At 45.0% G+C, this 12,588-nt stretch carries 13 protein-coding genes and 1 pseudogene; 12 read left to right on the forward strand and 2 right to left on the reverse strand.

The window, feature by feature from the left end:
- Window positions 1-123: 123 nt before the first annotated feature.
- Together F6J99_RS32110 and F6J99_RS32115 are read right to left on the reverse strand one after the other, a co-directional pair.
- Window positions 124-483, reverse strand: a complete 360-nt coding sequence (locus F6J99_RS32110) for a filamentous hemagglutinin N-terminal domain-containing protein (RefSeq protein WP_293119080.1) — start codon at window positions 481-483, stop codon at window positions 124-126.
- A 198-nt stretch (window positions 484-681) separates the two neighbouring features.
- Window positions 682-1,275 carry a phycobiliprotein lyase gene (locus F6J99_RS32115; RefSeq protein WP_293119082.1) on the reverse strand — a complete coding sequence of 198 codons (594 nt, stop codon included), beginning with the start codon at window positions 1,273-1,275 and terminating at the stop codon, window positions 682-684.
- A 190-nt stretch (window positions 1,276-1,465) separates the two neighbouring features.
- Here F6J99_RS32115 and F6J99_RS32120 point away from each other — a divergent pair, with 190 nt between their 5' ends.
- From F6J99_RS32120 to F6J99_RS32175, 12 genes and pseudogenes are all read left to right on the forward strand, one after another.
- Window positions 1,466-2,323 carry a pentapeptide repeat-containing protein gene (locus tag F6J99_RS32120; protein WP_293119084.1) on the forward strand — a complete coding sequence of 286 codons (858 nt, stop codon included), beginning with the start codon at window positions 1,466-1,468 and terminating at the stop codon, window positions 2,321-2,323.
- Between the two features lie 249 nt (window positions 2,324-2,572).
- Window positions 2,573-2,803, forward strand: a complete 231-nt coding sequence (locus F6J99_RS32125; protein WP_293119086.1) for an acetyltransferase — start codon at window positions 2,573-2,575, stop codon at window positions 2,801-2,803.
- Window positions 2,804-2,832: 29 nt separating this feature from the next.
- The gene (locus tag F6J99_RS32130) at window positions 2,833-3,699 is read left to right on the forward strand and encodes a HEAT repeat domain-containing protein (protein ID WP_293119088.1); all 867 of its coding nucleotides are present in this window, start codon (window positions 2,833-2,835) and stop codon (window positions 3,697-3,699) included.
- A gap of 228 nt (window positions 3,700-3,927) precedes the next feature.
- Window positions 3,928-4,074, forward strand: a complete 147-nt coding sequence (locus F6J99_RS32135; protein WP_293119090.1) for a hypothetical protein — start codon at window positions 3,928-3,930, stop codon at window positions 4,072-4,074.
- A 314-nt stretch (window positions 4,075-4,388) separates the two neighbouring features.
- On the forward strand, window positions 4,389-5,258 hold the full coding sequence (locus tag F6J99_RS32140; RefSeq protein ID WP_293119092.1) for a phycobilisome linker polypeptide: 870 nt from the start codon (window positions 4,389-4,391) through the stop codon (window positions 5,256-5,258).
- A 190-nt stretch (window positions 5,259-5,448) separates the two neighbouring features.
- A complete protein-coding gene (locus F6J99_RS32145) occupies window positions 5,449-6,240 on the forward strand; it encodes a phycobilisome rod-core linker polypeptide (RefSeq protein WP_293119094.1) in 792 nt (263 codons plus the stop codon).
- Window positions 6,241-6,282: 42 nt separating this feature from the next.
- Window positions 6,283-7,077 (forward strand): phycobilisome rod-core linker polypeptide, encoded by a 795-nt coding sequence (locus tag F6J99_RS32150; RefSeq protein WP_293119096.1) that lies wholly within the window; start codon window positions 6,283-6,285, stop codon window positions 7,075-7,077.
- A gap of 156 nt (window positions 7,078-7,233) precedes the next feature.
- Window positions 7,234-8,028 (forward strand): phycobilisome rod-core linker polypeptide, encoded by a 795-nt coding sequence (locus F6J99_RS32155; RefSeq protein ID WP_293093851.1) that lies wholly within the window; start codon window positions 7,234-7,236, stop codon window positions 8,026-8,028.
- A 262-nt stretch (window positions 8,029-8,290) separates the two neighbouring features.
- Complete coding sequence (locus tag F6J99_RS32160; protein WP_293119098.1) at window positions 8,291-9,052, forward strand: phycobilisome rod-core linker polypeptide; 762 nt, start codon at window positions 8,291-8,293, stop codon at window positions 9,050-9,052.
- A gap of 192 nt (window positions 9,053-9,244) precedes the next feature.
- The gene (locus F6J99_RS32165; RefSeq protein ID WP_293119100.1) at window positions 9,245-9,448 is read left to right on the forward strand and encodes a phycobilisome linker polypeptide; all 204 of its coding nucleotides are present in this window, start codon (window positions 9,245-9,247) and stop codon (window positions 9,446-9,448) included.
- 832 nt (window positions 9,449-10,280) lie between these two features.
- A complete protein-coding gene (locus tag F6J99_RS32170; RefSeq protein ID WP_293119102.1) occupies window positions 10,281-12,107 on the forward strand; it encodes a phycobilisome rod-core linker polypeptide in 1,827 nt (608 codons plus the stop codon).
- A gap of 230 nt (window positions 12,108-12,337) precedes the next feature.
- Window positions 12,338-12,588: pseudogene (locus F6J99_RS32175) on the forward strand (hypothetical protein); the annotation flags it as partial.

Here is a 12,588-nt window from a genome sequence, read left to right on the forward strand (position 1 = left end):
CCTGCCACAACGGTACAAATTAGACTCGTTATCTAGATCGTATCGTGAAGCGTCGTGCAGCGTGGTTTTAACCCGCGAAACGACATCCGCTTAGAATCCACGTGTTTTCAAACCGTGGAGAGTTCAAAAGTTGGCGGCACCATCTACTCCCAGGGTGCCGAAGATCTTGGAGATGTTACTACCGGTTACTCGGCTGAGAATAGTATTGATGCCAGCGGGATTGGCAAAGTAAACCCGCTGCAAGTCCCCAACATTAAAATCAGAAAAGCTATGGAATAGGTTATCCCCTCTGGTTGCTCCACCTTCAATCAAGTCAGCGGGAATTCCTTTGACCTCTACATTGGGTTTAACAACACTTGGATTATCCCCCAAGCTCTGATCCGGAACAATCTGAGCCACAGCGGGATTTACTGAATGAGTAATCCCATAGTATCCACTCAGAGTTATCCCAGCAAAAATTACTAGCGATCGCACTATTTTCATGTTTACTTAGCCTCCTATACTTCACCTTGGGAGTGATCTGAGCAAGTATGCTCAGATTTAGGAGTTAAGATTCATAACTCAGGAGTATGAATAGTTTATGGTCTAGTAACTTTTAATAGAAATTGGTTAAATCATAAACTAATGGTTATTTATAATCCTACTAATCATTTCTGAATTATTATTTCAATGACTTAATTATTATTGCGCCGCCATAGCTCTAGCGCGATTAGTTTCAATCATTTGCTCCAGCATTTCCCTAGAAACACAGCGGCGTTCAGAGCAATAGGTCATGAGATTGACGCCATTCATCATGCGCACAGTGCTGACTCGGACACGAAAATCATCGGTGACAAACCAACAACGTTCTTGACCCTGATTATTCTGGTAATTGGTATCAATGGTGAGGATGCCGTCTTTGCCAAACCAATACCGACTCACTACCGGAATACTTTCCACATAGCCCTGGTCTCGAATCAATTTACCACTAAGCTTAGTTTCATCATCTGGAACATCAATCAGAATTGCCGCATATTTTGAACTTGGTTCCCGGTCATCTAAATTGATTTGCCACATAAAGCTCGCTCCCCCCATCGCCTGGCTTGGGTCAATCTTTTGGAGGTCACACACGGTTTGGACTTTAGGGTTATCTTTTTCGATGACTTGAACAATCAGATTGGATTCTCCCGATTCATCGGCAGCGTTATCAAAGTGATGAACTGTGCGTTGAGTAAACCACTTGCCCTCGCTTTTACGAAAGAAGTCCATCATGGTCATGGGTGGCTTGAGTCGCATTTTTGCTTAAACCTCCAGATAGTGGTATGTGGGTAGAGATGGTTAATCGCTATGTTTAGGCTAGGGTACGATTATTTGGTGTCCCTAGCCTAGTCCTTAACCTGGAAATAGTAATTGTTTTTAACATCTTGTGTTCCCACCAGAACGGTAGACTAACCTTGGCAGTTCCAGGTAGAGTTCAGTAATTACCATGAGCCAAACTCAGTTAAGCGATCGCACTAACAACCAAGCTATGGATATCTTAAAACGGTTCCAAGCCGGAGACTATATTTCTGATGCTAATCTTGAGGGCATCGATTGGAGTCAGGGAGACTTGTACCAGGTTAACCTCAGTGGTGCTAACCTACAGAAAGCTAATTTGAGCCAAGCTACCCTAACTGGGGCTAATCTTAGTCAGGCAATTTTGCGGGAAGCGAATCTGAGGGGAGCTGATCTCAGAGGAGCTGATCTCACTGGCGCTGACCTGACTGGCGCTGATTTGGAAGGGGCTTATGTAAACCGGGCAGATTTAAGGAAAGCTAATTTGACCATGGCTAACTTAAATGAAACCAACCTACAAGTAGCCCTGTATGACCGGGAAACCAATTGGCCAGAAGGATTTCGCTACAAAAGTTCTGGGGCTGTTGGGCCTGGTGCTAATCTCAATGGTGCTTTTCTCAATACCGCTAATCTCAGGGGAGTTGACTTACAAGGGATTAGAGTAATAGGAGGTTATCTAAGCGGAGCGGATTTAACTGGTGCTAATTTGCAGGATGCTGCTTTGAGTGGATCCAACTTACGGAAGGCTTTACTGACCGGGGCTTGCTTACGCAATGCCCGTATGAGTGGCGTGGAGCTGGAGGGAGCGGATTTGCGAGGAGCCGACCTGACTGGAGCAGATTTAAACCATGTACAAAATATTGCTGGGGCTGACTTTACCATGGCTCAAGGCATCAGTGAAGCTACCCGTTCCATGCTTTTGAATCAACCATATAAGGAACTCGATACCTGGAATCCCTATACTCGAAGCAATACTCGGGAAAGTTTAGGAGCCAGTCATGAGAGTTGAAGGTTGAAGATTGCAGGTTGAAAGGTTGAAAGGTTGAAGGTTGAAGGTTAAACCGTTGAAACCTTTAACCTGTAAGCTGTAACCTGTAAGCTGTAACCTGTAAGCTGTAACCTGTAAGCTGTAACCTGTAACTTGTAACCTGTAAGCTGTAACCTATAACTTGTAACCTGTAAGCTGTAACCTGTAACTTGTAACCTGTAACCTGTAACCTGTAACCTAAAATAATCACGATTTAAGAACGTCACCAAAATGTCTGAAATTCAAGAAGCCCAGCCATCACCGGCAGAAATTGAGGAAGTTATTACTGAACTAGAGAAATATCGGGAAAGACTGGTTAATGATGTGATGAAAATGGCTCAGAAGGTGAAATTGCCCAAAAAAGCGGCGATGGAGCATATCAAAAAACACCCGGAAATTGTTAAGATTGACGCTGCTCTGGAAAATCTCCGCCCCCAGCAATCCTCCTTGCCATCATCCTGAAGCAACAGACTCAAGCAACTTAATCATCCATGGTTACATCGGAAACTCAACCGCCAGCTCCCTCTGAAACTGACCGTTTCCTGGCTGATGTCAATAGCCAACTTGCTGAGGGAAACGTTGATATTACTAATCCGCAACAGTTAAAAAAGATGGTTGAATCCCTGGCTGATAGCCGGGGAATGGTCAGACTGGGATTCGTGGAAGCCTTCGGAAAAATTGGTAAGCCAGCTGCTCCCTTTGTGATTGAAGCACTAGCTAATCACCCAAACCCGGTGGTGCGCAGGTCCTGTGGCAAGGCTTTAGCAAAAATCAGGGATCCCCAGGGGGTTCCTACCCTGATTGATGCCTTGTTAAATGATGAGGATACAGTGGTCAAGAGTTCAGCGGCTGGAGCCTTAGCCAGAATGGGAGAAGCGGCTGTCCCAAAGTTGATTGAGGTGTTGGAATCAGCGGATTATCCCCAATCTGCCAAAGGTCATGCCTCTTGGGCACTGGCTTTCATTGGGTCAGACGCAGCTGAGCACCTGTATCAGGCAATCCACTCGGAATCAGAAGATGTGCGGATGGCCGTTGTGGGAGCGATCGCTAATTTGGTAGATGAACCAGGTAATGACCAGGCTAAAGAAATTCTATTAGTAGCACTGAAAGATGAATCTGTCAACGTGCGTGCCGAAGCAGCGACATCGGTGAGCCAACTTGACCCCCAGCTCGGGGTTCCCCATTTAATCCCTTTACTGGAAGACCCCAGCCAAGAGGTGAGGCGGAGGGCAATCTTATCCTTAGGGAAGCTTAAGGATGAAGCGGCTTTACCCGCCTTAACAGCGAAGTTATCTGATGACCGAGAGGAAATTCGCCAACTGGTCAAGGTAGCGATCGCACAAATTCAGAAGGGTTGAAGGATTGAACGGTTGAACGCGATCGCGTGGCCAATAGGCCAAGGTTAAAGGGTTGAAGGTTGAACGCGATCGCGTGGCCAAAGGCCAAGGTTGAAGGTTGAACGCGATCGCGTGGCCAAAGGCCAAGGTTGAACGCGATCGCGTGGCCAATAGGCCAAGGTTGTTCGCCCTGGGTGTTCGGTCTAGGGTAGCTTAAAAAAAATCAGAAATATAGCTGTTCTCATATTTATGAGGTACAGATATTTTTTTTATGTTGCCTGTTGCCTGTTCCCTGTTGCCTGTTCCCTGTTGCCTGTTGCCTGTTGCCTGTTCCCTGTTGCCTGTTGCCTGTTGCCTGTTCCCTGTTGCCTGTTCCCTGTTGCCTGTTCCCTATAATCCAAAAATTTCGATATTTCATAAGTAATACTTTATAATTCATACTTTCTAAGATAGTCGTCAGTTTCAATCACAGAGAATCCTAGAAGTTTACAAATCTTGATAATTTAGGGTGATCAGGGCATTGTATAAATGAAGGTGTGAAGGTGTAAAACACTGACACAATCTCGCTCACAGGAGCTATGAGCTCCCAAGATTCCTTAATCAGGATTGGCGAGAGAGGTTATGTTATTGTTTAAAAGCTTGTAAAGTTTTTTAAACACCCTGAGAAAACCCTGATTAAAAAATTTGTTGCTATCTAGGAGAATCTGTTAATGGCATTCGGACCAGCATCACAGCTAGGTGTCGGCCTATTTGAAGACACAGATCCAATTGAAGTATGGCCAGGTATCTCAAGCGAGGACGCTGAGGCCGTGATTCGGGCGGTCTATCGGCAAGTCTTGGGCAATGCTTATGTCATGGAAAGTGAGCGGCTCGCTGTCCCTGAGTCTCAGTTCAAACGAGGTGAACTGAGCGTTCGGGAATTTGTGCGGGCAGTAGCTAAATCCGATGCTTACAGCTCCCGGTTTTTCGACAAATCCCCCCGTTACCGGGTAATTGAGCTGAATTTCAAACATTTTCTTGGTCGGGCTCCCGATGGCTTCGATGAGATGAAGGCTCACAGTATTATCTGGGATGAAGGGGGCTTCGAGGCAGAGATTGATTCCTATCTCGACAGTGACGAGTACCAGGAAGTCTATGGGGAAGACACAGTTCCCTTCTACCGAGGCTACAAAACCCAAACAGGCAAGAAGATGGTTGGGTTTACCCACATGTTCCAACTGTTGCGAGGAGCTTCTAGTAGCGACTTCAAAGGGAGCTTGGCTGGCAATACTCCCTGTCTAAATAAGAATGTAATTCAAGAAATTCCTACAGCAGTGATTCCCCCATCTGGTGGTATATCTGGCTGGTCTTTCCAAGAAACCCCATTGGGTTCAAGAACTCGCCATGGTGCTGGAGCTAGTGCTGAAGGTAAGGTGTACCGGATTGAGGTAACTGGCTATAAGTCCCCTGGTGCAGTGAATCGGGTATCCAAATTCCGGCGCAGTAACCAGGTATACCTGGTTCCGTTTGATCAGCTGTCCAAAGAGTACCAGCGGATTCATAAGCAAGGTGGCGTGATTGCAAGCATCACCCTGGTGTAATTAGGATTCAATCGGGATTAAAACGTTTCTAATCTGGAAAAGTTCGTGTATGTCTGCGTGCTTTGGCAGCAAGCCAACTACTTTGCTGCCAAAGAAGGTAGAGGTGCAGTGCAATGAAGGGTTGGTTGCTTTGTTTTGCCAAAGAAAATCCCCTCTATTTTGAATAAGTTTTTTGCGAGGAGAAATTTAAATGGTCAGTACAGCGCCTACTGCCAAGTTTGGTCTAGATTCAGATTTGATATTTGAACTATGGCCTACTAGCGGCATTGATGAAGTGCAAGCTGTAATTCGGGCAGTTTATCGTCAAGTTTTGGGCAACCCCCACATTATGGAGAGCGAGCGGCTGGTGAGTGCTGAATCGCAATTATGCGATGGCAGCATCACGGTCAGGGAATTTGTCCGGGCTGTTGCCAAATCAGATTTCTATCGCGCTCGGTATTTTGAATCCTGTGCGCCCTACCGATTTATTGAGCTGAACTTTAAGCATTTATTGGGTCGTGCTCCCCTAGATCAGACAGAAATTTCGGAACACATCCGCATCTGTATTGAGCAGGGCTACGATGCTGAGATTGATTCTTACATCAATAGCGACGAGTACCAAACTAATTTTGGGGATGATACCGTACCCTACTATTGTGGTGCTAGTAGCCAAATCGGTCAAAAGCAGGTGGGTTATAACCGTACCCTCTCCTTGGTCAGGGGTCGTCCAGAAGTTGATAGCTCCATAACAAGCTCTTGCTTGGTAGAAGCAGTTGCCACCAATAGCACCAGCGAAATTGTGCCACTGGCAGGTGCTCGTGCTGCCGCTTATGCTGATGCTACCGAAAAGATGTTCAAAATTGTAGTGCGGGGTGCCATGTACAGCGGTCGTCGCCGTCGTAGTACCACTGAGTACATTGTTCCTGGCAGCAAGATGACACCCCAAATTCAGCGGATTAATCGCACTAGTGGGACAATCGTCAGCATTACAGAAATCTCCTAATGTCTGGGGTTTTTTTTCGGAAGTTTTAAAGGAGAGATAGAAATGGGAAATTTAACTCGCTCAGCGACTCTAGGCTTGGATGCCTTTGAATGTGATCCATTAGAATTACGCCCTTTTGCCACTGAAGATGATTTACAAACGGTAATTCGAGCCGTTTACAAGCAGGTTTTGGGCAATGAACATATCATGGAGAGCGATCAGCTCTCTAGTGCTGAAGCCCAACTCCGTAATGGCAATATTACAGTGCGTGAGTTGGTCAGGGTAGTGGCTAAATCTGACTTGTATAAGAAACTGTTCTTTCACAGTTCTTCTCAGTACCGGTTCATTGAGCTGAACTTCAAACACTTGTTAGGACGCCCTCCCCAGGACCAGGCAGAGATTACTGAACACGTCGAAATATATAATACAAAGGGCTACGACGCTGAAATCGACTCTTATATCGATAGCAACGAATACATTCAAAACTTTAGTGAGTACACCGTCCCTTATCCACGGTCTATCCGCACCCAAGTGGGGATCAAAACTGAAGGGTTCAATCGGATGTTCTCATTGCTACGGGGCTCTCCTACCAATGACAGTGATACACAGGCAAAGTTAATTTCCTCTTTGGCTGCGAATATGTCCACGACAATCACTCCGCCAGCGATTGGCAATGGTGCAGCTAGTAGTAACTTGGACAAGCGGTTCCGGATTGTCTATTCTACCTCAACTGCTGCTGCTCGACTCAATAAGTTTAGCAAGACAGAGCGGGTAGTTAACTACAGTCAAATGTCTCAACAATTTCAAAACATTCATAAATGTGGTGGAAAGATTATCAGCATTACTGAAGTTTTGTAATGCTGGTTGAATGTTGACCATTTGATATAAACTCAGGGTCGGCTAATAATTGCTTAATAGCGCCTTAATAGCTGACCCTAGGTTTGGGGAAATTACCTCAAACTAGGTTTAAGGAACGATTATATCATTATCAAACTGAGTTTAGGAGAAATAAGAATGGGGAATTTAACGGTATCAGCCACCCTTGGTCTAGATGCCTTTGAAGGTGACCCAGTAGAACTGCGACCCTATGCTACTGAAGAGGATGTGCTGACGGTAATTCGAGCTGTTTACAAGCAGGTTTTGGGCAATGCCCATCTGATGGATAGCGAGCGAATCAGCAATGGGGAATCAATGTTGCGCAATGGGGATATTAGTGTCCGTGGCTTTGTGCGCATGGTGGCTCAATCAGCCCTGTATCAATCCCGATTTTTCGAGGGGTCTTCTCCCTATCAGTTCATTGAGCTTAATTGCAAGCATTTGCTAGGTCGTGCTCCTCTAGATCAAGCTGAAATCTCTGAGCACGTCAGCCTTTACAATGAACAGGGTTACGAAGCGGAAATCGATTCCTATATCGATAGTGACGAATATCTTGAGAATTTTGGCGATAACATCGTTCCCTACCCCCGCAGCATCCGTAGCCAACCTGGAATTAAGAATGTGGGCTTTAATCGGATGTTCTCGTTACTGCGAGGTTCTCCTACCAGTGATAGTGGAAAACCAGCCCAGCTAATTACTTCTGTAGCTGCTAATATATCTCCACAAATTAAAGCTCCAGCAGTTGGAAATGGTGCAGGTTATGGTAATACTGGCAAGCGTTACCAGATTGCTGTTTCCACATGCGCTGGTGTAGCCCGGTTGAATAAGTGTAGCCAGCTCAACTATCAGGTTAGCTACGAGCAACTCTCTGAACAAGTCAAGAGTATTCATAAAGGCGGTGGCAAGATTCTCAGTATTACTGAGTTAACTTGATCCAGGAACCCGGTTATCAGTTATAGTGCTACGCGCAAGGCAAGAGGAATCCCCCCTAACCCCCCTTAGTAAGGGGGGCGGGCAAGAGGCAAAAGTTCACTAAAACAGCTGTTGCTGCTTGTATCAATGTCAAACACCTTAATGCGTAGTGCTATATCAGTAAAAATAAAAACTGTTAACTGGTAACTGATAACTGGTAACTGATAAGTGAATAGCTGTGTAAGTCAGCTAAATCTGAGCAAAGAATCTAGGAGGAATTTAAATGTCACTTTGGGTAATGGATGCTGACCCGATAGAGTTGCGTCCTGGTGCAACAGAAGATGATCTGCAGACAGTGATTCGGGCAGTTTACAAACAGGTTCTAGGTAACCAGCACTTGCTGGAATCCGATCGCTTAACTAGTGCTGAAGCGATGCTCCGGAATGGGGACATCAGTGTACGGGGCTTTGTGCGCATGGTCGCTAAATCAGACTTGTATAAGTCCCTGTTTTTTGATTCTGCTTCCCAGTATCGTTTCATTGAGCTCAACTACAAGCATTTTCTAGGTCGTGCTCCCCAGGAACAGGCAGAAATTGCCGAACACGTTCTAATTTATAACACTGCTGGCTACGACGCTGAAATCGATTCTTATATCGATAGCGCAGAGTATCAGTTGAGTTTTGGTGAGTTTATTGTCCCCTATCCTCGTAGTAATAATACCGAAGTTGGGATTAAGAACGTAGGATTTAATCGGACGTTTTGTTTGATGCGGGGAGATGCTACTAGTGATAGCAGTAACCAAGCCAAGCTGATTAGTGATTTAGCGGCTAATCTGTCTACTAAGATTACTGCTCCTGCTGGGGGTTCAGGTAATTACGCGAATACAGGCAAACGCTTTAAGATTACTGTCGCTAAAGCTGGTGTTGGTTCTCGCTTCAAGCGAAGTAATGCTACCTATGAGGTGGGTTACGACCAGCTGTCGGCGAGAATTCAAAATATGCACAAAATGGGCAGCAAAATTGTCAGTATTACTGAAATAGGTTAGGTTGACTGTCAGGATTCAGTAGTTACAGATAAGCTACGTCTGTAGATGTTAGTTTTTGGAAATAGGTTGTGAACAATCAACAACTAATTTCTAAAAACTAACACTATTGGATAGTTGACTATTGGTTAACTATTGGCAGTAGGATTGAGCGTTTTTGAAGTCAACACTTAGTAAATTGGAGGTACTTTACCGATGTCAGGAATGATTACAGATGGAACTAGCATTCTGAGTGATTATAGCGATCGCACAGTTGTACTAGAGGTAACAGGTCTGTGTCGCCAAGATGTAATGCGCACAAGTAACTATACGACGAAGGTTCCTTATAGCTGTATAGCTGAGGCAATGAAGAACATTAGCTGTATGGGTGGTAAGGTTGCTAGTGTCCACGTTAGTTAAAACAAGAGAAAATAACAAGCGAGAGTTAGCCACCTAATTTATTGGGTGGGCGTGGAGCGTGCCGGGATTTATCCCGGTGATCGTGTTAGAATAGAATGACGAGTAAGAACAAGGTTGGTTGCGTTGATTTTTTGCGCTTTACGGTGAGATTCCAGCCAGTAAGAGACGGGGTTAATCCTACTCCTCAAGGAACAGGCAAGTAAAGCAGCAAAAAGTAGCGATTTATTGCCCTTATTTGTTTGGTACAACCACTCCGAAAGTTATTTAAATCAGAAGTAAATCCACAGGTTGACTTTTTGTTGATCCGTTCGCGTAGCGTGGCCATAGGCCAGGGAGGTAGGGCAGTTTTGAGTCTGCCGCAACGGTACAGATTAGATTCACTATCTAGTCAGTATCGTAAGCGTCACTTAGCGCGGTTTTAACCCGCGAAGTGACATCCGCGCTTAGAATCCACGTGTTTTCAAACCGTGGAGAACTCAAAAAGTAGGTTGAGCTGACTACTGCACCGTACAGATTTTTTCGTTTAACTGTTGACTGTTGACTGTTGACTGTTGACTGTTAATGATCAGCAGTCAACAGTCAATTAAATCTCTAAGTGCAACTAGCGTGTCAGTCAACCAAGATGATATGGAAAGCGTCACCTTAAACAATTTAATCAAAAATAAATTAATACTTATAGTGTTCAATTAATATAGTGTTCAATCAATTTTTTTTTTTTTTGGACATTAAGTGATCAATACTATTGGATTGAAAAAGGTAGTCTTCGTAAAAAAGTTGTTTATTAGTTGTTGATTAACTTTTTTTAACAGCAATGGATTGGGAGGTCTTTTAGATGGTAATTGGTTTTATAAATCCTGTACTGACACGAGCCGCACAATTAGGGGTGGCAGCATTTCAAGAAACAGACCCAGTTGAACTGTGGCCTAGTCATTCTGAAGAAGAACTGGAAATTGTGATTCGGGCTGTCTATCGGCAAGTGTTGGGGAATACCTATGTCATGGACAGTGAGCGGCTCACCGTTTCCGAATCCCAACTTAGAAACGGAGAAATTTCTGTCCGCGAATTTGTGCGGCAAGTGGCTAAATCTGAGCTTTACTACTCCCGATTTTTCAACAGTTGCCCTCGTAACCGAGCCATTGAGTTGAATTTCAAGCATCTCCTTGGTCGAGCTCCCGAAAGCTATGAGGAAATTATTGAGCATACGAGGATCCTTGATCAAGGGGGTTATGAGACTGAAATCGATTCTTATATCGATAGCGAAGAATACCAGATCGCTTTTGGGGAAAACCAGGTGCCCTATTATCGGGGTTACAAAACCCAGATAGGCAAGAGTACAGTGGGATTTACCCATATCTTAAAACTGTTGCGTGGTGCCTCTGGTAGCGATAAAGGCACTGTTTGGCGGGGGAATTGGTCTCGGTTGAATCAGTCCCTGATGACCAATAGCCCCAGTAATATGGAGCCGCTTTCTGGAGCTGGTGACCTAGTAAAACCCACTGATGTCAATAAACTCCTGGCTAATGTTCTAGGTCTCAAGAAAGAGCAACCAGCAAGTCCCACAGACACTCAAATAGCACCTAAGATTCTTACAGAAGCTGAAAAACTCGAGCAAAACACAACTCAAACCTGGCAACGCCAGTATCAAGCCTGGGAAGAAATTGATCCGATTGAGCTGTGGCCAGGTCGCTCGGAAGCAGAAATCGAGACGGTGATTCGAGCAGTCTACCGTCAGGTTTTGGGAAATTCCCATGTTATGGACAGTGAACGGCTGATTGTCCCGGAATCCCAGATCAAGCGGGGCCAAATCACTGTCCGTGAGTTTGTCCGTCAGGTGGCCAAGTCAGAGTTGTATCGGTCAAGGTTTTTCGATATCTGTCCCCGCTACCGGTCAATCGAGCTGAATTTTAAGCATTTGCTAGGTCGTGCTCCTGATGACTACTCTGAGACCTTCTATCACAGCCAAGTACTGGATCAAGGAGGTTTCGAGGCGGATATTGATTCCTATATCGATAGTGACGAGTACCAAGAGGTGTTTGGGGAGGATACTGTACCCTTTTACCGGGGCTATAAAACCCAAACAGGCAAAAAGCTCCTTGGGTTTACTAACATGTTGGTGCTGATGCCCAGCGTTTCTAGCTCTGATAAAGACAATGTGTCAGGGAATCCACCAAAGCTGAATAAATCGATTATTTATAATAATCCCCTTGGGCTTGCCCCAGTTACTGATATCCAAGCCTTATTGGATGAAGTACTCAAGCCCAAAATCCAACCGAAGCAAGCTACCGCAGGAGCTGAGAAAGAACGCTCAGAAGCCTATCAAGCCATCGAACGGAAATGCCAAGAGCAAGAAGAACTGCTGGAAAGCTTGCAGAAACAGTTGGCAGACTTACGACCATTGGCTAGCTTTGGAGAATCACAGTTTAGCAAATGGCAGTCTTACAGTTCTTCAACCAATGGTGGTAGTGGTTTCACCACCATCGCACCCCCAATCCCAATGGCAGCAGCGACTGTACAGCCAGACAGTTATGAAGCTCTGCAACAAAAGTCTGAAAAACAGGCTCAGGAAATTGCCACGTTACAAGAAAAGGTTGCTGATCAGCGGCGTTTAGCTATGATTGCAGAAGCGCGGTTGAATAAGTGGCGGCCTCGTAGTTATTAGAGGAAAAACTTAGTACTTATTAGAGCTGGGATTAGCTCTATGGCCAGTTGCCATAGAAATGTGTGGGTTGTTGATGGTTGACTGTTGAGAGTTTACTGACAGCGGTCAACCATCAACAACTACCTGGGAAATACAAGCTTTTAACTAAAGGTTTTAACTAAAGCTTTGAACAAGGTACTTTTAACAGTAAAATATATAGACTTTAAATAGCCGATCCGGAGGAAAAGCCAATGCCCAAGAAAAGCCGTAAAACTGCTAGCCAGTATTCAGAAGGTAAGTCCAAGGTGGGGATATCCCTGACCCCTACAGGCATTGGCTTGTTGACTCAGATGGCTCAGAATACTGGATTGTCCCGCTCGGAACTAATTGAGCGTATCGCCAGAGGTAAACTCTTAGGAGTTGGCATCTTGTTTTTTGGCAAGCATTTTCGCACTGCTTTGCCAGTCTTTCTCCTAATTGGGCTTATTTGTTCTTACTTATA

The organism is Moorena sp. SIO4G3 (assembly GCF_010692305.1).
Classification (GTDB): domain Bacteria; phylum Cyanobacteriota; class Cyanobacteriia; order Cyanobacteriales; family Coleofasciculaceae; genus Moorena; species Moorena producens_A.

Bases quoted from the DNA above. Each gene is read 5' to 3' on its own strand.
- F6J99_RS32145 (WP_293119094.1), top strand. From the start codon at position 5,449: ATGGTCAGTACAGCGCCTACTGCCAAGTTTGGTCTAGATTCAGATTTG.
- F6J99_RS32130 (WP_293119088.1), top strand. From the start codon at position 2,833: ATGGTTACATCGGAAACTCAACCGCCAGCTCCCTCTGAAACTGACCGT.
- F6J99_RS32115 (WP_293119082.1), bottom strand. From the start codon at position 1,275: ATGCGACTCAAGCCACCCATGACCATGATGGACTTCTTTCGTAAAAGC.
- F6J99_RS32150 (WP_293119096.1), top strand. From the start codon at position 6,283: ATGGGAAATTTAACTCGCTCAGCGACTCTAGGCTTGGATGCCTTTGAA.
- F6J99_RS32160 (WP_293119098.1), top strand. From the start codon at position 8,291: ATGTCACTTTGGGTAATGGATGCTGACCCGATAGAGTTGCGTCCTGGT.
- F6J99_RS32170 (WP_293119102.1), top strand. From the start codon at position 10,281: ATGGTAATTGGTTTTATAAATCCTGTACTGACACGAGCCGCACAATTA.
- F6J99_RS32110 (WP_293119080.1), bottom strand. From the start codon at position 483: ATGAAAATAGTGCGATCGCTAGTAATTTTTGCTGGGATAACTCTGAGT.
- F6J99_RS32140 (WP_293119092.1), top strand. From the start codon at position 4,389: ATGGCATTCGGACCAGCATCACAGCTAGGTGTCGGCCTATTTGAAGAC.
- F6J99_RS32135 (WP_293119090.1), top strand. From the start codon at position 3,928: ATGAGGTACAGATATTTTTTTTATGTTGCCTGTTGCCTGTTCCCTGTT.
- F6J99_RS32165 (WP_293119100.1), top strand. From the start codon at position 9,245: ATGTCAGGAATGATTACAGATGGAACTAGCATTCTGAGTGATTATAGC.
- F6J99_RS32125 (WP_293119086.1), top strand. From the start codon at position 2,573: ATGTCTGAAATTCAAGAAGCCCAGCCATCACCGGCAGAAATTGAGGAA.
- F6J99_RS32155 (WP_293093851.1), top strand. From the start codon at position 7,234: ATGGGGAATTTAACGGTATCAGCCACCCTTGGTCTAGATGCCTTTGAA.
- F6J99_RS32120 (WP_293119084.1), top strand. From the start codon at position 1,466: ATGAGCCAAACTCAGTTAAGCGATCGCACTAACAACCAAGCTATGGAT.